This is a genomic window from Wenzhouxiangella sp. AB-CW3, from assembly GCF_014725735.1.
In the GTDB taxonomy this organism is placed as follows: domain Bacteria; phylum Pseudomonadota; class Gammaproteobacteria; order Xanthomonadales; family Wenzhouxiangellaceae; genus Wenzhouxiangella.
Window position 1 is genome coordinate 3,548,111 of sequence record NZ_CP061368.1, and the last position, 21,094, is coordinate 3,569,204.

16 protein-coding genes and 1 pseudogene are annotated in these 21,094 nt (G+C 61.7%); 7 read left to right on the plus strand and 10 right to left on the minus strand.

Annotated elements, in window-relative coordinates:
• Positions 1–141 precede the first annotated feature (141 nt).
• Entirely contained in the window at positions 142–2,004 is a 1,863-nt protein-coding gene (locus IC757_RS15330) for a DUF885 domain-containing protein (RefSeq protein ID WP_190975150.1), read from the minus strand.
• 108 nt (positions 2,005–2,112) lie between these two features.
• Here IC757_RS15330 and IC757_RS15335 point away from each other — a divergent pair, with 108 nt between their 5' ends.
• On the plus strand, positions 2,113–3,924 hold the full coding sequence (locus IC757_RS15335) for an SLC13 family permease (protein ID WP_223846160.1): 1,812 nt from the start codon (positions 2,113–2,115) through the stop codon (positions 3,922–3,924).
• A 20-nt stretch (positions 3,925–3,944) separates the two neighbouring features.
• Here IC757_RS15335 and lpdA read toward each other — a convergent pair whose 3' ends face one another.
• The 4 genes from lpdA to aceE form a co-directional block, all read right to left on the minus strand.
• A complete protein-coding gene (lpdA, locus tag IC757_RS15340; RefSeq protein ID WP_190975151.1) occupies positions 3,945–5,756 on the minus strand; it encodes a dihydrolipoyl dehydrogenase in 1,812 nt (603 codons plus the stop codon).
• Positions 5,757–5,895: 139 nt separating this feature from the next.
• Positions 5,896–6,405 carry a TIGR02281 family clan AA aspartic protease gene (locus tag IC757_RS15345; protein WP_223846161.1) on the minus strand — a complete coding sequence of 170 codons (510 nt, stop codon included), beginning with the start codon at positions 6,403–6,405 and terminating at the stop codon, positions 5,896–5,898.
• A 5-nt stretch (positions 6,406–6,410) separates the two neighbouring features.
• Positions 6,411–7,772 carry a dihydrolipoyllysine-residue acetyltransferase gene (gene aceF, locus IC757_RS15350; protein WP_190975152.1) on the minus strand — a complete coding sequence of 454 codons (1,362 nt, stop codon included), beginning with the start codon at positions 7,770–7,772 and terminating at the stop codon, positions 6,411–6,413.
• 69 nt (positions 7,773–7,841) lie between these two features.
• Positions 7,842–10,505 carry a pyruvate dehydrogenase (acetyl-transferring), homodimeric type gene (gene aceE / locus IC757_RS15355; RefSeq protein WP_190975153.1) on the minus strand — a complete coding sequence of 888 codons (2,664 nt, stop codon included), beginning with the start codon at positions 10,503–10,505 and terminating at the stop codon, positions 7,842–7,844.
• A 344-nt stretch (positions 10,506–10,849) separates the two neighbouring features.
• Between aceE and IC757_RS15360 the strand changes: the two genes are divergently transcribed.
• From IC757_RS15360 to IC757_RS15375, 4 genes are all read left to right on the plus strand, one after another.
• Positions 10,850–11,425, plus strand: coding sequence for an ECF-type sigma factor (locus tag IC757_RS15360; RefSeq protein WP_190975154.1), 576 nt, complete (start codon positions 10,850–10,852; stop codon positions 11,423–11,425).
• A 2-nt stretch (positions 11,426–11,427) separates the two neighbouring features.
• Positions 11,428–14,124, plus strand: a complete 2,697-nt coding sequence (locus IC757_RS15365) for a serine/threonine-protein kinase (protein ID WP_190975155.1) — start codon at positions 11,428–11,430, stop codon at positions 14,122–14,124.
• Positions 14,121–14,534 carry a hypothetical protein gene (locus tag IC757_RS15370; protein ID WP_190975156.1) on the plus strand — a complete coding sequence of 138 codons (414 nt, stop codon included), beginning with the start codon at positions 14,121–14,123 and terminating at the stop codon, positions 14,532–14,534. Before IC757_RS15365 ends, IC757_RS15370 begins: the two co-directional genes overlap by 4 nt.
• 171 nt (positions 14,535–14,705) lie before the next feature.
• Complete coding sequence (locus IC757_RS15375; RefSeq protein WP_190975157.1) at positions 14,706–15,083, plus strand: hypothetical protein; 378 nt, start codon at positions 14,706–14,708, stop codon at positions 15,081–15,083.
• Positions 15,084–15,182: 99 nt separating this feature from the next.
• Here IC757_RS15375 and IC757_RS15380 read toward each other — a convergent pair whose 3' ends face one another.
• Positions 15,183–15,803, minus strand: a complete 621-nt coding sequence (locus IC757_RS15380) for a hypothetical protein (RefSeq protein WP_190975158.1) — start codon at positions 15,801–15,803, stop codon at positions 15,183–15,185.
• On the minus strand, positions 15,800–16,072 hold the full coding sequence (locus IC757_RS15385) for a DUF2089 domain-containing protein (protein ID WP_190975159.1): 273 nt from the start codon (positions 16,070–16,072) through the stop codon (positions 15,800–15,802). Before IC757_RS15385 ends, IC757_RS15380 begins: the two co-directional genes overlap by 4 nt.
• A 124-nt stretch (positions 16,073–16,196) precedes the next feature.
• Between IC757_RS15385 and IC757_RS15390 the strand changes: the two genes are divergently transcribed.
• The gene (locus IC757_RS15390; RefSeq protein WP_190975160.1) at positions 16,197–16,433 is read left to right on the plus strand and encodes a hypothetical protein; all 237 of its coding nucleotides are present in this window, start codon (positions 16,197–16,199) and stop codon (positions 16,431–16,433) included.
• A gap of 37 nt (positions 16,434–16,470) precedes the next feature.
• Here the strand turns inward: IC757_RS15390 and IC757_RS15395 are convergent, their stop codons facing one another.
• Positions 16,471–17,175 (minus strand): hypothetical protein, encoded by a 705-nt coding sequence (locus IC757_RS15395; RefSeq protein ID WP_190975161.1) that lies wholly within the window; start codon positions 17,173–17,175, stop codon positions 16,471–16,473.
• A gap of 744 nt (positions 17,176–17,919) precedes the next feature.
• Between IC757_RS15395 and IC757_RS15400 the strand changes: the two genes are divergently transcribed.
• Positions 17,920–18,852: a hypothetical protein gene (locus tag IC757_RS15400; protein ID WP_190975162.1), complete on the plus strand. Its 933-nt coding sequence runs from the start codon at positions 17,920–17,922 to the stop codon at positions 18,850–18,852.
• Between the two features lie 307 nt (positions 18,853–19,159).
• Here IC757_RS15400 and hspQ read toward each other — a convergent pair.
• Both hspQ and IC757_RS15410 read right to left on the minus strand, forming a co-directional pair.
• Positions 19,160–19,483, minus strand: a pseudogene (gene hspQ / locus IC757_RS15405) (heat shock protein HspQ).
• Between the two features lie 49 nt (positions 19,484–19,532).
• Positions 19,533–20,786, minus strand: a complete 1,254-nt coding sequence (locus tag IC757_RS15410; protein WP_190975163.1) for a dipeptidase — start codon at positions 20,784–20,786, stop codon at positions 19,533–19,535.
• Between the last annotated feature and the right edge of the window lie 308 nt (positions 20,787–21,094).

Sequence of the window (21,094 nt, forward strand, 5' to 3'; positions counted from 1 at the left end):
TGTCGTAGCAGGAACAAGAGATTTTCACCACAGAGACACAGAGAGCAATTAATGAAAGATCGATCTTTTTTCAGATTTTCTCTGTGCTCTCTGTGTCTCTGTGGTGAATCGTCTGTTTTCCTCTGAACGACATGCGCAGAGTTATTCAGAATCCAACACCCAGTCCGGACCGCCGCCGGCTCCGATCCACTGGTCGACCACGCCATCCAGCAAGTCCAAGGGCATGGCCCCGTTGTCCAGGATCACGCGATGGAAGTCACGGATGTCGAATGCCTCGCCAAGGGCATCCGCGGCGCGCTCGCGCATCGCCTGAATGCGCATCATGCCGATCTTGAAGGCACAGGCCTGCCCCGGTATCACCAGGTAGCGCTCGATCTCGGCAACGACATCGCTTCGCGGCATGCCGGTGGTCTCGAGCATGTATTCGATGCCGCGCTCGCGCGACCAGCGATGATGATGCATGCCGGTATCGACCACCAGTCGGACGGCCCGGAACAGTTCGGCCTGCAGGCGGCCGAGGTCGTCGTAGGGGTCGTCAAGCAACCCCATCTCGGCAGACAGGTACTCGGCGTAAAGTGCCCAGCCCTCGGCATGGGCATGCAGGCCCAGCGTGCGACGGAACGATGGCACATCATCCATCGCCTGCATGCGACTGATCTGCAGGTGATGGCCCGGCACGGCCTCGTGGTGGGTCAGCGTGGGCATGGCAAAACGCGGATGCTCCTCGACACTGCGCAGATTGGCGAAGAACACGCCTGGCCGCGAACCGTCGGCGGCCGGGCGCATGTAGTAGGCACGAAACGCCGTGTCCTCGCGATACTCGGGTACCCGACGCACCTCCAGCCCGGCGGTCGGCCCATCATGAAACCAGCCATCGAGCGCCTGCTCGGCAGTCTCGGCCATCTCGCGGTAGGCCTGGAGTATCTCCTCGCGTCCGGCGTCACTGTCTTCGAACAGGAAGCGATCGTCGGCATTGAGCTCGGCCATCCGCTCACCCACCGTGCCGTCGCAGCGATCCTGCTTGCACAGAATCTCGTGCATCTTTCCTTCCAGCCGCTCGACCTCGGCCAGCCCCAGGTCATGAATCTCCTCGGCCGACTTGGTCGTCGTGGTATGACCCTTGAGCAGCCAGCGGTAATACCCTTCACCGTCGGGCAGACGCCAGATTCCATTATTGGAATCGGCCTGCTCGATCAGGCCTTCGAGATAATCGGCAAAGACCTCGTAGGCCGGCACCACGTATTCGCGTACCGCACGAGCGAGCTCATCCTCCAGCCCGGCACGTCGCTCATCGGACAACACACCGGCATGATCGGCACGAGCGATGAATCGATCGACCAGCGGATTGTCGGCCGCATCGCCTGCGACAAACTGGCGCGCATCGCGCGCGGTCTTTTCCAGCGCGAAACGCGGCGGATACAGGTCCTGTTCGGCACGGTAGGCGACGACCTCGATCGCACCCTGAAACACCTCGGGAAACTGCTGGATTCTCTGGATATAGAAATCCACATCTTCATCTCCGCGCAGCGGGTGCTGATCGGTCATGAACGCAGGCAACTGGTTGTGCACAGCCATGAGCTGGTTGATCGGAAAATCGTGCCAGAGGTAATCGGCACCGGTGATCCGCTGGTCGAGTTGCCAGGCCATGATGTCCCACGACAGAGCGTCCTGACCCTCCAGGCTGTCGCGATCGAATCGGGCCAGCTCATCGCGATGCCGCCTGGCCATGGCAAGCTCCGCTTCGCTGCGCTCGATCGAGGGGATGTCGAGGCGCCCAAGATAGTCGGCCTCACGCTCGGTACCGGCGACTGCAGCCGCCTTGGTCTGCGGGCTGAGTTCGGCACGCTCGGTCTCGATACGCTCAAAGAAGTCGTGCAGGCTCTCGCTGACGGCCTCGTCAGCTGGCACCTCGCTGTCCCGGGTCTCGCGCTCACTCTCGCCACCGCAGCCGGCCAGCAGCGCCAGCAGCGCCAGCACGGCCAGTATTCTGATTGCATTTGCCATCTTCAGTCTTCCAACCATGAATCCAGGGGTGTCGAGCATACCCCAACCCGATGAATGTCGCCGCGGTAGACTGCACGTAAGAATCGCGGGAACTCACCGACAGCAACCATGCCCACCGACCTGATCATCGTCCTGGTCATTCTTGGCCTGACCCTGGCGCTGTTCGTCAGCAACCGGCTACGGCTGGACCTGGTGGCCGTCATGGCATTGCTGGCCCTGGTCTTTGCCGGCGTGATTTCGACCGAGGAAGCACTGGCCGGCTTTTCCGACCCCGTGGTATTGATGATTGCCGGCCTGTTCGTGGTCGGCGCGGCCCTGTTCAAGACCGGCGTGGCCGACGCCATGGGGCGGGGGGTCGAGCGGCTGGCCGGGCAAAGCCCGGCGCGGCTGGTTGCGGTACTGATGCTGACCACAGCCGTGCTGTCGGGGTTTCTCAGCTCCACCGGAACCGTCGCAGTGATGTTGCCGGTGGTCATCGCCATCGCCCGTTCACGCGGCATCAGCCCCTCCCGACTGCTGATCCCGCTGGCTTTCGCCGCCCTGCTGGGCGGCATGCTGACACTGATCGGCACGCCACCCAACCTGATCGTGGCCGGCCAGCTCAGGCAGGCCGGCCTGGAGCCCTTCGCCTTTTTCGATTACACCGCGCCGGGGCTGGTCATGCTGGCCATTGGCATCGTGTTCATGGTACTGGTCAGTCCCTGGCTGGTGCCGGCGAGGAAACGGGCCGAGGAGGTCGAAACCGGCCCTCACTGGTTCGACCTGTTCACCGAATACGGACTTGAGAAAGGGCTGGCCAGGGTCCGCCTGCCGGCAAGCTCCCCCCTGGCCGGGCAGAGCGTGTCCGGTTGCGGCCTGCGCTCACGCTACCAGGTCAGCGTACTCGCCATCACCAGCCAGACCCGTCGCGGCCGGTTTACCCGGCGGCCCGAACCCGGCACACCGATGCTCTCGGGCGATGATTTGTACCTGAGCGGCGATCCGGAACAGATCGAGCAGGCCGTGGCCGACATGTCGCTGGAGTTCGACCAATGGCAACCGGAGTTGCCGGCACCACTCAGCCTGGTCGACGCCCTGGTGCCGCCGCGTTCACGCTGGATCGGCAAGACCCTGCGGGAACTGCGCCTGCACAGTGGCGCCGGCGTGACCGTGCTCGGCCAGCGCCCCAATGGCGGGAAGGGCAGCATGGTCGACCTCGATCGCAAGCTGGGGGTGGGCGACGTTCTGCTGGTCACCGGCAAGCGAAGCAACCTCAACAATGTGGCCCGCGACGCGCGCGACCTGGTGCTGCTCGGCGTTGACGGACAGGCCGAGTCCCGAAGGACCGGAATGGCGCCGGTGGCCATGGCGGTCATGCTGCTGATGCTGGTGGCCATGACCTTTGATCTCGTTCCCAACGTGATTGCCGTGCTGGCTGCCGCCAGCGTGCTGGTGCTCACGCGCTGCCTCGACGGCCTGGAGGCCTATCGCCACATCAACTGGGAAAGCGTGGTCCTGATCGCGGCCATCATGCCCATGGCCACCGCGCTGGACAATACCGGCGGGCTGGAGCTGGCAGCCGACTGGCTGTTCGGGCTGTCAGAGAGCCACGGTGCGCTGGTCATACTGGCCGCGCTGTTCATCATCACCTCGGCCTTCAGCCAGGTCATTTCCAACACCGCCACCACGGTACTGATCGCCCCGGTTGCCCTGCAGGCCGCGATGGCCATGGAACTGAGCCCCTATCCCTTCATGATGACCGTGGCCATTGCCGCCAGCACGGCATTTGCCACCCCGGTGGCCTCTCCGGTCAACACCCTGGTGCTCAATCCCGGCGGCTACCGCTTCGGCGACTTCGCCCGCGCCGGCATTCCGTTGCAGTGCCTGATCCTCATCGCCACCCTCATCGTCGTACCCTGGCTATTCCCCCTGAAACCGTAAGGCTTTGGCCCTTTCACCTTTCACCCTCTCTTAGGCATATACAGGTCGGTAATCGTGCCTTCATAGGCTTCGGCGGCCATCATCACCGACTCGCTCAGCGTCGGATGCGGATGAATGGTCAGCCCGATGTCCTCGGCATCACAGCCCATTTCTATGGCCAGGCCCAGCTCGGCGATCAGGTCGCCGGCATGCAGGCCCACCACGCCGGCGCCCACCAGTCGACCGGACTTGTTGTCAAAAATCAGTTTGGTAAAGCCTTCGGAACGATCCATGCCCAATGCCCGGCCCGAGGCAGCCCACGGGAACTTGCCGATGCCGTAATCCAGGCTGCCGTCCTTGGCCTGCTGTTCGGTCAGGCCCACCCAGGCCACTTCCGGGTCGGTATAGGCCACCGATGGAATGACCCGCGCATCGGCAGCACGCTTCTCGCCGGCGGCCACTTCGGCGGCGACCTTGCCTTCGTAGCTGGCCTTGTGCGCGAGCATGGGCTGGCCGACGATATCGCCGATGGCGAAGATGTGGTCGGCATTGGTTCGCATCTGGCCATTGACTTTGATGAAGCCCTTGTCGTCGACCTTCACGCCGGCCTGGTCGGCATCGATGCGATCACCGTTGGGTCGGCGGCCGACGCACACCAGCACGCGATCGAATGCTTCGGAATCGGGAGCCTTGTCGCCATCAAAATGCGCAGTAAGGACCGAATCCCCGGCCTCGACTTTCTCCACCTTCGTCTTCAGATGAAACTCGACGCCCTGCTTCTTCAGATGCTGGTGCAGCGGCTTGACCAGGTCGGGATCCGCGCCGGGCATGAGCTGGTCCATCAGCTCGACCACGGTCACTTTCGCGCCCAGGGCACGGTACACGCAGGCCATTTCCAGACCGATGATGCCGCCGCCGATGACCAGCAGACGCTCGGGTACGTCTTTCAGCTCCAGCGCCCCGGTGGAATCGATTACGCGCTCGTCATCCCAGGGGATCCCCGGAATCTCGATCACCCGCGAACCGGCGGCGATGATGCACTGATTGAAACTGATCGTCTTCTTCTCGCCGTCATGCTCGATGGCCAGTTCCTGTTCACCGGCGAACCGCCCTTCGCCCTGGATCACCTCGACCTTGCGTTTCTTCGCCATGCCGCCCAGACCGCCGGTGAGCTTGCCGACGACCTCATCCTTGAACTCACGCAGCTTGTCGATATCGAGTTCCGGCTGGCCGAACTTCACCCCGTGCGAACCCAGGTGTTGGGCGGCATCGATGACCTGACCGACGTGCAGCAGCGCCTTGGAAGGAATGCAGCCCACGTTCAGGCACACGCCACCCAGCGACGGATAACGCTCGATCAGCGCGACCTTCAGGCCGAGGTCGGCCGCGCGGAAGGCAGCGGTGTAGCCGCCAGGGCCGGAGCCGAGCACGACCAGGTCGAAGTCGAAGGAATGATCGGTTTCGGGTTTCAGGTTTCGGGTTTCAGGGCGGGCTTCGTCAGAGTCGCCGGCACCCTTCTCACCTATCTTGCTTTCCGTCTCCCCCTCTTCATCCGAGTCCCGATCACCTTCGTCACCGGAGTCGTGATCATCCGATGCTTCCCCTGAGTCTTCGGATACCTCGACCACCGCAATCACATCCCCCTCGCCCACTTCGTCGCCCTCGGAGACCTTCACCTCGACGACCTTGCCGGACTCCGATGACGGCACTTCCATGGTCGCCTTGTCGGACTCCAGCGTGACCAGCGAGTCCTCTTTTTCGACCTCGTCACCGGCGGTGACCAACACCTCGATGACCGGCACCTTGTCAAAATCGCCGATGTCGGGAACCTTGATTTCCTTGTTTTCACTCATGGCATTCGTCTCGTTATCGTGTCTGTCTGGATGCGCGCATCAACCCATCGGATCTCGGCGCACATCGGCACGGATGATCATGGTTGATGTGTCGTCCGTCGGGGATGCAACCCCGACCTACCGTTCTGGTCCCTGTCCCCTACTCGGCCACCAGGCGCAGTTCGCCCGAGCGCTGGGTCATTTCCAGGTCGCGCAGGAAACTCATGCCCAGCAGGACGCTTTCATGACGCCCGGGGTTGATACTGGCCCGGACATCACGCTGGACGATATCACCCAGGCGAACCTCTTCGAGCCGGGTCAACCAGCCCTGCACCGTACCACCGGCCGTTTCCAGCCGGATGGGGGCCTCTTTTTCCAGCCCCAGCCGATCAGCCAGTGCCTCGGGCACCGAGACCAGCGTGGCCCCGGTATCGACCAGGAAACGCACTTCGTGCCCGTTGATCTGGCCGGTGGCGACAAAGTGACCCTGATGATCGGCCTCCAGCACCACTTCAACCGCTCCATTGACGATCTGGCTTTGCACCTGGCGGTTGGGGTTGGCACGGTCGTCGACCACGCCGGCGAAAAACCAGGTCAGCAGCGCCAGAAACCCGACCGCGGCGACCAGCATCATGCCGAAACCCGGGTTGTGCGAGCCGCGCTCGGCCATGGCGGCTACAACAGCAGCCGGCGCAGGTCTTCGAGCTGCTCGGCCAGGAAGCGGGTAAAGCGTGCCGCATCGGCGCCATCGATGACCCGGTGGTCGTAGGACAACGACAGGGGCAGCATCAGGCGCGGCTGGAACTGCTCACCATCCCACACCGGCTTCATCTCCGATCGCGACACGCCCAGAATGGCCAGCTCGGGCGCATTGATGATGGGCGTGAAGGCCGTTCCACCAATGCCGCCCAGGCTGGAGATGGAGAAGCAGCCGCCCTTCATCTCATCGCCCTTGAGCTTGCCGTCGCGGGCGCGCGTGGACAGATCGGTCAGCTCGTGGGCCAGCTCGATCAGGCCCTTCTGGTCGCAGTCGCGCAGCACCGGCACAACCAGCCCGTTGGGCGTGTCGACGGCCACGCCGACATGGAAGTATTTCTTCCTGATCAGCACCTCGCCATCGTTGGACAGCGACGCATTGAAATGCGGGAACTCCTTTAAGGCCGCGACCACGGCTTTGATCAGGAACACCAGCGGCGTCATCTTGGTGCCCGCGGCCTCGGCCTGCTGCTTGCTGGCCTTGCGGAAGGCTTCCATCTCGGTGACATCGGCCTCGTCGAACTGCGTCACGTGCGGAATCGAAACCCAGTTGCGATGCAGGTTGGGACCGGAAATCCGCTTGATACGCGAGAGCTTTTCTTCCTCGACCTCACCGAACTTCGAAAAATCGACTTGCGGTGGAGCCGCAATATTCAGCCCCGCGCCACCCGCGCCGCCTGCGGTGGCCGTGCCCGACTCCATAGCCTGCCTGACGTGCGCCTTGAGGTCGTCTTCGGTAATGCGCCCCTTGCGGCCCGAGCCGCTGACACCGGAAAGCTCGACCCCCAACTCGCGCGCCAGCTTGCGCACCGAGGGCGAGGCATGCGGCAGGCTGCCTGGTTCGCGGTCCATTTCATCGAACGGCACCGGGGGCGGCGGCACATCATCCTTCCAGCCCGGCACGGCCTGGTTGCCGTCGGCACGCGCCGGCGGGGAATGAGTATCCGGGGCTCCCGGGCTGGAAGCGGTTTCCGGCTTCCGTCTCTCGTCTCCCGACTTCCCGTCCTCGTCACCCCCTTCAGACGCATCCCCGGCGCTTTCGTAAACCTCGACCACCGCAATCACATCCCCCTCGCCGACCTCGTCGCCTTCGGCGACCTTCACTTCGACAACCTTGCCGGACTCCGACGACGGCACTTCCATGGTCGCCTTGTCCGACTCCAGCGTGACCAGCGAATCTTCCTTCTCGACCTCGTCGCCAACCGACACCAGCACCTCGATGACCGGCACCTTGTCGAAGTCGCCGATATCCGGCACCTTGATTTCTTGCTTATCACTCATGACATTCGTCTCGGTTCTGTCCTGTATCGCATCGGTCGGGATTGGCGCCCGACCTGCTCATCCGGCCCGTCACACCTTCAGTGGCAGGGGCTTGTCGGGATCGATATCCAGGTTCTTGCGGGCCTTGAGCAGATCATCGTCGCTGAACTTGCCCTGGCGATTCAGCCCGACCAGCGCGGCCCAGGCCACGTGCCTGCGATCCACCTCAAAGAAGCTGCGCAGGTTCTCGCGCGTATCGGAGCGCCCGAACCCATCGGTGCCCAGCACGATATAGTCATCCTGGGGAATGAACTCGCGTACCTGGTCGGCATAGGCCCGCACGTAGTCAGTGGCGGCGACCACCGGGCCTTCCCTGTCCTTCAGCAATGCGGTAATCCACGGCGTTTTCGCCGGCTGATCCGGGTTGAGGCGATTGCGACGTGACACCTCGTGGCCCTCTCTTCTGATCTCGTTGAAGCCAGGAACCGACCAGATGTTGGCATGAACGCCAAAGTCCTTTTCCAGGAGATCCGCCGCAGCAATCACTTCGCGCAGGATCGAGCCACTGCCCATGAGCTGCACCTGCGAGGTTTGTGGCTCGCGGAACAGGTACATGCCCCGGCGAATGCCTTCCTCGGCACCCTCGGGCATTTGCGGGTGGTGATAGTTCTCGTTGAGCACCGTGATGTAGTAATAGACATCCTCGCCCTGCGCATACATGCGTTTCAGGCCGTCCTGAACGATCACGGCCAGTTCGTAGGCGAAGGTCGGATCGTAGCTGACGCAGTTGGGCACGGTACCGGCCATTACGTGGCTGTGACCATCCTCGTGCTGCAGACCCTCGCCATTGAGCGTGGTCCGGCCCGATGTGCCACCAATCAGGAAGCCGCGTGCACGCATGTCGCCGGCCGCCCATGCCAGGTCGCCGATACGCTGGAATCCGAACATCGAGTAGAAGATGTAGAACGGAATCATGGGCACGCCATTGGTGGCGTAGCTGGTTGCCGCGGCAATCCAGGAACTCATCGAACCGGCTTCGGTAATGCCTTCCTGCAACACCTGTCCCTGCTGATCTTCCTTGTAGTAGGCCAGCTGCTCGGAATCGACCGGATCGTACAATTGGCCGAACGGTGCGTAGATGCCGATCTGTCGAAACAGCCCTTCCATGCCGAAGGTGCGCGCCTCGTCGCAGATAATCGGGACGATGTTCTCCTTGATGTTCTTGTCCCTGAGCATCACGGCGAGTGCCCGAACGAAAGCCATGGTGGTCGATATTTCGCGCTCTCCGGTATCCTTCATGATGGATTCGAACGCCTTGAGCTCGGGCACCTTCAATGCCTTGGCCTCGACCCGGCGTTGCGGCAGAAAGCCGCCGAGTTCCTCGCGGCGCTTTTTCAAGTAGCGCACTTCCTCGGAATCCTCGCCGGGGTGGTAGTAGGGCACTTCGCCCAGCTTGTCGTCCGGGACCGGCACATTGAAGCGATCGCGGAAGTACTTCACCCCTTCATCGTCGAGCTTCTTTTGTTGGTGCGAGATGTTCTGACCCTCGCCGGACTGTCCGAGACCATATCCCTTGATGGTCTTGGCCAGAATCACGGTCGGCTGGCCCGTATGGTTGGTGGCCGCATGGTAGGCGGCGTAAACCTTGTTCGGATCGTGGCCGCCACGATTCAGGCGCCAGACATCCTCGTCCGACAGGTCGGCGACCATTTCCCGAAGTTCGTCGTAGGCACCAAAGAAGTGCTCACGCACGTAGGCGCCATCGTTGGCCTTGTATTTCTGGTAGTCGCCATCCAGTGCCTCCTCCATGCGTTTGCGCAGAAGGCCCTTGTGATCACGCGCCAGCAGCGGATCCCAGTAAGATCCCCAGATCACCTTGATCACGTTCCAGCCCGCGCCCCGGAACACGCCCTCGAGCTCCTGGATGATCTTGCCATTGCCCCGCACCGGCCCGTCCAGGCGCTGCAGGTTGCAGTTGACCACCCAGACCAGGTTGTCGAGTTTCTCGCGCCCACCCAGCGAAATCGCGCCCAGCGATTCCGGCTCGTCCATCTCGCCATCACCAAGGAAACTCCATACCTTGCGCTTGCTCGCATCGACAAGGCCGCGATTGTGCATGTATTTGAGGAAACGCGCCTGGTAGATCGACATGATGGGGCCCAAGCCCATCGAGACGGTCGGGAACTGCCAGAAATCCGGCATCAGCCAGGGATGCGGATAGGAACTCAGGCCCTCGCCATCACTTTCCTGGCGAAAACCGTCGAGCTGCTCCTCGGTCAGCCGACCCTCAAGAAAAGCACGGGCATAGATGCCGGGCGAGGAGTGGCCCTGAATATAGAGCAGGTCCGAGCCGTCTTCGTGGTCCGGCCCCTTGAAGAAATGGTTGAATCCAACATCGTAGAGCGTGGCCGCCGAGGCAAAACTGGAGATATGACCGCCGAGCTCGCCGCCACGCCGCGCAGCCCGCACTACCATGGCCATGGCATTCCAGCGAATCATATGCTTGATGCGTTTTTCAAGAGCGCGGTCGCCGGGCATGCTCGGCTGGCGATGCGGTGGAATGGTGTTGATATAGGCAGTGGTCAGATCAAACGGCAGGTGGGCGCCACTGCGCCGGGCCAGTTCGACCAGGCGATCGAGAATGAAATGTGCCCGCTCCGGGCCATCACGATCGACCACGGCGGCCAGCGACTCCAGCCACTCCCGTGTCTCCTGCGGATCCAGATCATCCGGATGGGGATACTGTTGAACCATGCCTGTCCTCTCGCGGGGCGTTGACTATTATGCAAACCCCGTATTGTACCGACTGCAGAGAGAAGTGCATGCATCACTGATCGCCAGCAGCCACCGTACACCTGCGTATTGAAATAGGCACCTTTTCGCCGAAACACATCAGGGCGAACAGAGCCCGGCTACTGACCACGGCACTGCCGCGAACGAAACACTTCTGGGCCGTGTCAGCCAGACTACCCGGACTAGCCATGCCAGCAAGCGTGTCGTGTTTGACAAGCATTCGGGCCTATTGCATAGTCGATGGAACTGGCGCCACTGGGCCAGAACCAAAAAAAGCTTGGGGGGCAAGTAGTTGGGACCCGAGCATGCAGGAGCACTCTCAAGCTGGCGAAGTCACGCGCCTGTTGCAGGACTGGCAGCGTGGCTATGCCGGAGCGGATGAACGACTCTGGTCGATTGTCTATTTCGATCTGAAGAACCTGGCACGCAGTGCGCTGCGTGACAGCGGCCGCGACGCGCGTCATGACGCCACCAGCCTGGTCAACAAGGCCTACCTGCGCCTGGTCGGAGCAGATGTTGATTGGAATGATCGCCGGCACTTCTTTCTCATCGCCGCGCGCGCTATGCGCTTCATTCTTGCCGACGAGGCGCGCCACCAGTTGGCCCGGAAGCGAGGTGACGGCCAGGTCGTGTCGCTGGAAGCTGAGGCACCCGCCTTGTCCGATCACGGCATCGGCAATCCGGCCGAGGTTCTCGCCATTCATCAGTTACTCGATCGGCTGGCCGAAGTCCGCCCGCGCCACGAGCAGCTGGTGGAACTGCGCTACTTCGCCGGGCTGACGGTTCCCGAAACAGCCCGGATACTGCAGATCACGCCGCGCACGGTGGTACGCGACTGGCAGGCCGTTCGTATCTGGCTACTCGACAAGTTGCGGCTGTAGCAATGAGCAAGCGAAGAAAGCCGCAGCAGGAGGCGCCGCCCGGGGGAGGCAGTGAACTCCAGGTTGATGAGGCACTGCTGCTGGCGGCCGGCATGGATCCTCTGGAGCGAAGAGACTATCTGGCCGCTGTCGATCGAGACCATCCTGAGCTCGCGCAGGAGCTGCGGCGACGCCTCAAGGCAGTCAGTGAAATGTCGACCACGTTTCTGGACTACCCGGCGGCGGAACGCCTGACGAATCCACAGCTCGCCGGTGCCGGGGCGCCGTCGGCGAAGACCCTGTCGCCCGAGCAACGATACTCCCTTGGCCCCTGCCTGGGTACGGGCGGCATGGGACAGGTCTTTCGGGCCAGGGATCAGCATCTGGACCGGGAGGTGGCACTGAAGCTGCTCAACCACGACGCCCCGGAAGTGCGTGACCTGTTCCTGCGCGAGGCGCGCCACCAGGCCCGGGTGCGCCATCCACACGTACTTGATGTTTACGACAGCGGTGAACTGGAGGGCCGACCCTTTGTCTCGATGCGGCTGGTCGATGGCCGGTCACTGGCCGAGATCGGGCCATTGCTCCCCCTGGAACAGAAAGTCCGCTTGCTGGTTCAGGCGGCAAAAGGCCTGCACGCGGCTCATCGGGCCGGCCTGCTCCATCGAGACGTGAAGCCGTCGAACATCCTCGTTGAAGCCCTGTCCGACGGCGAACTGCGGGCCCTGGTGACGGATTTCGGCCTGGCGGTGGAAATCCGCGATACGCTTGCCGGCGCCGCCGACCCAGTCGCCGGATCACCCCAGTACATCGCGCCGGAACGTCTGAACCCGGATTCGGCGCCTGAAGACCGTCGCGCCGATGTCTATAGCCTGGGCGTGACCATGTACCGCGTGCTGACCGGCAGCCTGCCACTGGACGCCGACAACACCGTGGACATGCTGCGCCAATCCCGGGAAGCCGCCATCGTGCCGCCAGGCAAACGCATCGCCGACTTTCCGGCCGATCTGGAAGCTGTCATTCTGCGCTGCATGGCCCGTGATCCTGCCGAGCGCTACGCCTCGGCCCGGGCGGTGGCCGACGAACTCATACGCTTTCTGGACGGTGAGGTGGTGGAAGCCTATGCCGCCAGTCTGGCGTTCCGGCTGACCCGATGGCTGTTGCGCAACCGTGCAGTCGCCGCTCTGGCTGGGGTGGCCCTGTGCGCACTGGTCGGGGCAACGATTGCCGTCAGTGTATTCGCGCTGCGTGCCGACGCAGCGCGCGAGCGGGCCGAGTTGCGCCAGGCCCAGGCCGAGGGGCTGATCCGTTTTACCGTTGTCGATCTGCATGACAAGCTTGATGAACTGGGCCGACTGGATGTGCTGGCCGACGTGGGCGATGCCGCCCGAGCCTACTTTGCAGCCGTCCCGGAAACCGATCTCAGCCCCGCTGAGAAGTTGCAGCAATCCCGCATGCTGTACCAGATTGCGAGGGTACAGATCCGCCAGGGACGGCTTAATTCGGCCTCCGCGGCACTGGAACAGTCGCTCCAACTTGCCGAACACCTTTCAAGACTCAACCCCGAGCACAATGAACGGCGTTTCGAGCTTGCCCAGAGCCACTTCTGGGCTGGCTACCTGGCCTGGCAGCGTGGCAGTCTGGGCAGCGCCAGGCCACATTTCGAGCGCTACCTGGTCCTTGCCACAAAGTTGGTCGAAGGGGAACCCGACAATCTGAAATGGCAGCAAGAACTGGCTCATGCTCACAGCAATCTGGGCTCACTGCAGCGCGCCGAGAACGACCTGGAAGCCGCCCTGAAGCAGTTCCAGGCCACACTGGCCATCGACCAGCAACTTGCGGATGCCGATCCGGACGATGCGGAAGCGCGGTCGGAACTGGCCGCGAGTCACAATATGGTCGGTACGGTCCTGCAGGATCTGGGTCGATTGGACATCGCGGGCGAGCACCTGGCCACCAGCATGCAACTCCGTCGAGAACTGTCTGAGCGGGACCATGAGAATCCGCGTTATCGCGATCTGCTCGGCACCAGTCACAACGACTTCGGCGTACACCTCGGCCTGGTGGGACAGTGGAGCGAAGCCAAGACTCATTTCCAGCAGGCCCACGAGCTGTTTGCCGAACTGACAGGACACGATCCCAAAAACGTCCAGTGGCAGTTCAAACTGGCCTGGAGTCACATCAATCTTGCTCGCGCACACCTGATCGATCGGGACTCGACGACCGCGGCGGACGAGCTCGGCCACGCACGGCGTCTGGTCACCGACTTGCTGGAGCAGGATGATCCGCACGCCTGGCGCCGCACAGGTGCAGTGATCGATTACCACCTGGCCCTGTTGGATCTCTTGCACGGCCGCTCGCAATCCGAGGCTATCGAGCCAGCCCTGGAAGCTCTGAAAGCGCTGGCCGCCGAACGCCCCGGCGACCTGTCCGTCCATCGCTGGCTCGTCCAGACCCACCTGGTAGCGGGCGCGCTGGCTGCTTCACCGGCAAAAGCGCGGTCTGCCTGGAAAAGGGCGGAACAGACGATCGGCACCCTGGCCCGGGACGGAAACGACATCCGTTTGATATTGCCGTGGAAGACCGCCCTGAAATGCCTGGGACAAGACCAGCCTGTCCCCGTGGTTGGCGCCCGAACCCTTATCGATGTTGAACCGGGGCTGGACCAGATCTGCCCTGCAACAAGTCATGAACGACAACACGAGGAGAACCCGATATGAACACACCCGACTGTCTGGTAGAAGTCAATTTTTCTTTCCGGTCCTCAGAACCGGTCTTTCAATACCTGCTCACCAGCAGCTCACCGGGCTGGCAAGTATCGCAGGATGGAAACATCCGGCCGCCACGCCGCGGTCGAGTGGTCGAACTGCGGCTGGCCGAGGCGAGCAATGCCGAGTTCTACGGGCTGCGTTTTGCCAACAAGGATAGCGAGTTCCCCGATGACCCGAATGCCGACCGCTGGTTCAACGATACCCACGGCCAGGCGCGGATGCTGAACTCGAGGAGCGCCCGGACACTGAACTTCGAACTGGATGGCCAGAGCCATGAGATCTACTATCAACTCGGCATCAATGCCGACGGCAGGATAGTCTGGGATGACCCTCGCATCTACAGCGACGGCAGTCAGTAAGGGAACCTCCAGCAATCCGAATCATGCCGCCCACCCCGGGCGGCATTTTTTTGTCCTCGATTTTTCATGCCTCGCGATAGTTGGGTAACTGCGACGCGACAAGGCGCGCAGTTTCAGGAGCGGCATCCAGCCCGCTCACCTCAATCAACCACAAAGCGAGGAATGGAAATCATGGCTAATCACGAACTCAAGGAACTCGACAGCGATCCGTTGCAGCACCTCGACGAGGAGCCCTATTCGGTACTTGCACAGCACGAAAACGTCCAGGGCTGTTTCAACATCATCGGACCGATCAAGATCTGCTACTCGCAATCAGGTAGCGGATTCAAGGTCTGTCTGAACATCGCCGGCGTTGATGTTGCCTGCGGCAATCTCGACCCCAGCAACCCATGTGTCAAGCTCCATGGCAGCGTCCTGCTGGCCAAAGCTTCGGTCGAGGTCTGCCTGAAGGACAGATGTCTGACCTACTCGGCCAAGGCATGTGTCCGGCCCACGCCGTTCAACAAGTGGAAGTGCACCTCCGCCAGCGGCAAGATCATCTGCTTCTGATACAGCCTGGACAACAAGACCAGTGAGGTTGAAACATCCCGTCCGTCGCAAGACATCAACGGCGGGCGGGATGCCTCGCAACCCGGCTGGACTGGCCACTCAAGTGGCTGCCCGCAAGAGTAGATGGATCAGCCCCTTGCTGAGGATGATGGCAGCCACCAGTGCGGCGGCAAAGCTGAAGAAAACCCGGGTGCCGCGCAGGTTGGTCACCAGGGCGTAGCCATGAAACATCAGCCATACCATCCATCCAATCGCTGCCAGCCCCGGCAGGCTCAACAGCAGCAACCACATGGCATCAAACATATGTTCAATCGGTGCGATCACCTGCCCGGGCTGGTCGGGCATCTGCGCCATCAGCGTGGCTGTGCGCGATTCGATGGCCGCACCCACACCGGGAATTGACAGCCAGACCGCGCCGATGAGTAGTGGCCAGCGGGCCAGTGCCTGGGTGGCGAACAGATCAAGCGCGCGGAAGCGACCATGGCTCAACCATCTGCCCACGCCGAACAGCAGCAGCGACAGGGTCAGCCAGTTGATCAGCCCCTGCATGACCAGCACCCACAAGCCCAGGCGCGGACCGAAGTGAAGATCGATCACGCCACGGGTATGCAGCCCGGACTGCCAGGCCAGCAAGGCGGCCAGCACGATCACGCCCAGACCGGCAACCAGCGCCGGGCCGCCCGCGACCCGTTCGAAGGGCTTGAACAGCCAGGTCATCATTGCTCCCGCCCCCCGTTCAGTTGCTCGATGATGTCATCGAGGCGATTGCGCACCGTTGGATAGCTGACCCCGAGCTGACCGGCCATTGCCTTGAGGCTGCCCGAGGACAGCACGAAGGCTTCAACAAAATGCTGGTCGTCAGGGGACAGGCGCAACAGCGCCGGCAGACGATAGTGCCCGGTCACCCGAGTGTCGCATTGCAGGCAGGTGAGCTCGGTCACGGCCAACTCACCATCACAGGCGGGACATTGCGCCGGAGTTCGCTTCATGATGAAAATAAAACAACTTTCAATTGAATATTATTTATTGTAGGGTGAATATAAATAAACCGCAACCATCACAACTCAATCACCACCCCACCCTTCGGATGGGTGCCGGAACCGGAGACCAAGCATGACACAAGAGGACATCAACCAGGCCGAATGGAACAGTCCGGCCAATTGGTCCCCGCCCCGCTGGCTGGGCATTTACTTCAGTCGGAAAGACTCTCGCAACTGGGTGCCGAAACCAGTCCCGATTCTGGGATGGACTGTCAATCTGGGACATCCCGGGGGTGTTGCATGGGGACTGGGGATCGTCGCGAGCGCCATCATCGTGGCCTTTCTTGCCGGGTGGTTTGCAGCCGCCTGAGCACTTGCGACTGTGCATGAAACTGGCTGGGCAACGCTCAGCCTGCGGCTTCTTCATCCGTCCGATCGTTCTGCCCCCAGCGCCTTGTGGTGAGTTCGTGATAGGCCAGCGACAGGCAGGCGATGGCAAAGATTTCGATACCGAAGCCCAGTGCAACGCGCAAGGGCACGCCCCACCAGGTATCGGGCATCCATGCCAGCGGGATGAACAACACACAGGGAATGAATGCAACCAGCATGAACATGCTGAACCCGTGCCCGGCAGTCAGTCGCCAAGAATAGCCAAAGGACACCGCCCGATCCACGGATATGCCAGGAAACACCAGGGAAAGCCGACCCACGACATAGCCGATTGCAAGCAACGCCAGCAACCAGCCGATTACGGGGAAAGCGGCCAGCACCAGCAACAGCATGACCACGATCAGCACGGCAAACAGGTGCAGTGCAAACCAGGTTTCCCGGAATGTCCAGGACGGACGCCGGTCTCGACTCACCGCGTCTCCCAGCAGCATGACCCGGTGGACCACCACGGCCACCAGCACCGTGGCCGCAAGGTACAGCGAGAACACGGCCAAAGTAAGCATCGCGGTCAACAATCCTGGAAAGTCACCCGCCAGCGGCCTGAGCCAATCCAGCACCATGGCCAGTAGCGCCAACCCCAACGGGACGGGGAGCCGCCGAGCAAGCAGCTCACGACGAGCCGAGACGGCGCGAAGCGCGCGTTCCAGTACCAACAACATCATGAATTGATGACCTCCCTGACCCCGTTCAGCCCAGCGTATCGTGTGGCCTGCCTTTATTCAACAGAACCACCTGATTGCTCAGATCTTTCAACTATCTTCCAGACGGAAATTCAAGGAACCGCAGATGAACGCGGATAAACGCAGATTTATGGGCTTACAGCAGCAAACCCTGTAATCATCCGAATCCCAAGAGCGTCGCGACCATACACCTCAGCTTATGGACACATGAAGGTCGGGCCGCATATGAATCGCTGATCCCCACCACCTATTCATGATCCATGAGTTCAATCAACAATCTGCGTTTATCTGCGTTCATCTGCGGTTTTATAAATCAAGTCAGTTCCGTTACTGAAAACCACACCTAATCAGGAAACGATATAAATCGTCAATAGCGCCCGCGTACTGATGAGATCGATCATCAACCTCCCTACCTTGACAAGCCATGGCTACGTCGCCAATTTTTTGGTGACCACCGCCTTCGGGGGAAGCAGTGGCTTGGCGTCGACTGCCGCATTGGGCGGTCACATTTTGGCATCAAAATGGCAGTAAGTAAGGAGAAAGGTTCCATGAACTCCGGTCGTATCGTACTGGCCCTGCTGGGCCTGATTCTCGTTTGTTTCAGCACAGGCCGACCACGATGAGCAGGTCGGCTACTTCTGCAGTTCGTGCATCAATGAACAGAGCGCTGCCACCCAGGCGGGCATGTATGCTACTCCGCTTCAATGCCGTCGCAAAGAGAACAGCATGTCGGATTCCGAAGAAGCCTGGCACTGCCGGGGTCCAACGCGATGGGTCATCCTCGGCAACCCGAACACCGGGCAGGTCTTTGCCTTCAGGGTAAGCTGGGAACAGTGGCCAGCACTGACGGTGGAAGCCAGTCCGCTTGACACTGTTGAACAGGAGCTCTACCAAAGCATCATCAGCCTGCGTCAGGATTGGGAAGCGCTGCTGACCGGCTTGACCCTGGACGATATCGACCTTCAATGCAACAGTGCCCACCGCCGCCCCCTTGTTTCGCCATCGGACCAACCAGCAACCGTGCAAGGTGCCGTGGATTGCCCGGTAGACACGGCCCTGGAAGCAGCCATCGGTCTGCATGCCAACCCCGGCACGACGGCACAGCTGGAAGCCGCCATCCGCGAGCATGTACGCGACAGCCTGTGCGACTATCAGGACCAGCACCCCTCGGTCGATAGAGTCAGAGGGATCGGCCTAGCCGATGCGGGGAATCGGGGTCACCTGAGCTGGGAGCCTACGGACAACATACCCCGGCGTTTGCTGATTGAGGGCACCTCCCCCAACGAGATTGGAGGCAGCGACGACGGCCTGATCTGGGCAGTGGAGCTCGCCGGCATGATCGGGGACGCCGCAGCAGTAGACATTCGATTTCGCCCGGAGTCGAGCTGGGTGGCCGGAACAACGGTCAGCCGCCTGTTCTCGGGCAATGCCGCTGTCGACAACCCCTGCGTGGCGCAGAAGTTCGCCAATATTCAGGGTCTGCTCGTCGACTACTATCATGGAACGGGCGGTGACTCTCCCGTCGATGGTTTTCCCATGTCCCCGCCAACAAGCAACGGAGGCGGACAGTGCTACGCCACCCTGTGCGCGAGAACCGGGGTGGACGGTGAGTCAGCCTCCTGCCAGTTCAAGGTGTCGGTGGTCAGGCCATGCGAGTGAGCGGTCATTAACCCGGCTATTGCATAAATGTCCGGATGCAGGAGCCCGGAGAGCAGTGTTTCCGGGGCGTGGCGCGGAGATTTTTCAACCGGAGCATAGTTCACACTATGTGAGGATTGAAAAATCGAGCACGCGCACCGGAAACACGCGCAACGGCTCCACTGCAGGGCTTTTTTCGCCTTTGGCGCAATCCGCCCTTCCGTTCCCGCCTGCGCTGCTATACCGGGCAGTAGAGCGGTCCTGCGCCGGAGATTTATGCAATAGCGGGGTTAACCGGGCAGGTATGTAGATCGCATTCAGCGGCCGGTCAGTGCGGGCCGGCCGCGCGAAAGTAACGTCCACGCTCGAAGCGATCGAAGAACTGCCCCAGCGCCGGGTGGCTGACCTGATGACCGCTCGGATCCGCTTCCAGGTGTTGCTCGGCCACGTAGGTGAAATGTTCGGCACCGTCGACCAGAACGTGGTATCAGGGCCGGTCTTTCGGCGGCAGGCTGACGGCCATCTGTTCGTACCATTCCTCGGTGCCCTGAAAGACCGGGTCCACATCGACGATGACTCCGCGGTAGTCGTACTTGCGGTGTCGAATGATCTGGCCAATGGCGAGTCGGGGGTTGGCGGGGTCTTGCGACATGGGATTACCTAGTGGATTCAGGGCGGGGCAATCGCCCCGCCCTGATGCTTCACTCGAAGTCTTCGAACTGTGCATCGGAGGCCGGACGCTCGGATTGCATTCGCGCGGCAACGGCCTCGGCTTCGCGCATCACCCGCAGCACGTTGTTGCCGAGAATGGCGCGGATATCGTCATCCGAATAGCCTCGACGGATCAGCTCGGCAACCAGCGCCGGGTAGGTGGACACATCTTCCAGACCGACGGGGACGGTGGTAATGCCGTCGTAATCGCCACCGATACCAATGTACTCGACACCGATACGGTCGCGGATATAGTCGAAATGATCAACCACATCGGCCAGATCGGCCTGGGGTTCCGGGTTGGCTTCCAGCCAGTCGTCCATGCCGGACTCAACCGCATCGGGATGACCGGGGTGCAGGCTTTCCAGGCGGGCCTGCTCGGCGGCACGCTCGGCACCCCACTGGCGCAGCTCCTCGTTGACGAAGCTGGGCACGATCGTGATCATCACCACGCCGCCATTGTCCGGCAGGCGGTCAAGTACATCGTCGGGCGCGTTGCGCGCATGCGGTGTCACGCCCATGGCAGACGAGTGCGAGAAGATCACCGGCGCTTCGCTGACATCCAGTGCATCGTGCATGACCGCCGGGCTGACATGGGACAAATCGATGAGCATGCCCAGCCAGTTCATCTCGCGTACCACTTCCTTGCCGAACTCGTTCAGTCCGTCATGGCGCGGCGCATCGGTGGCGGCATCGGCCCAGTCATGGCTCTGCCAATGGGTCAGCGTCAGGTAGAGGGCGCCGAGTCGATGGAACATGCGCAGTGTGGCCAGCGAATTGTTGAGTACGTGCCCGCCTTCCATGCCGAGCATGGAAGGAATACGACCCTCGGCGAAGGAACGCTCCAGTTCATCGGCAGTAGTGACAAACTCCAACTCGTCATGACGCTGGATCAGGCGATGGGCCAGGTCGATCTGTTCGAGCTGGATACGCACCGCCTCGTCCCCGCTGTAGGCCGGCGGTACATACACCGACCAGAACTGCGCTCCCAGCCGCCCGGCCCGAAGACGCGCCATGTCGGTGTGCATGGGCGGATCCAGCTCGGTGGTGTCATCGTTGAGATCAATGGCCTCGAGACGGTTGTCGACCCGGGTGCGGTACTGCCAGGGCACGTCGTTGTGACCGTCGATCAGCGGTGTCTCGGCCAGCAGTTCGAGTGCGCGCTGGTACTCGGGAGACTGTTCAGCGGCCACTGCCGGTGCGGCAAGCAGCAGGACAATAGCGAGGGGAATGAATTTCAGCATGTCGATTTTGTGTGTGTATTCGCGTGGGTGGGGAACCGCAGATTAACGCAGATGAACGCGAATTGCTGGAATTTGCCTGGCAAAGAGATGGGTGGGGGCGGGGTGGCGAGCGGTCTTTAAACCTTCTCTCACCGTTCATAGCGGGTGGTATACGGTCGAGCACGGCCTGGGCGGGTGACGGATTATCCACCTGAGTCATCCCGATCCTTCCTCAGCACCTACAGCCAAGTCGAAGGCAACTCAGCCGTCGGTGGCAACACGCCAATCGTATCGACGCAAGGGCCACCCAACCCAAACGACCCAAAAGA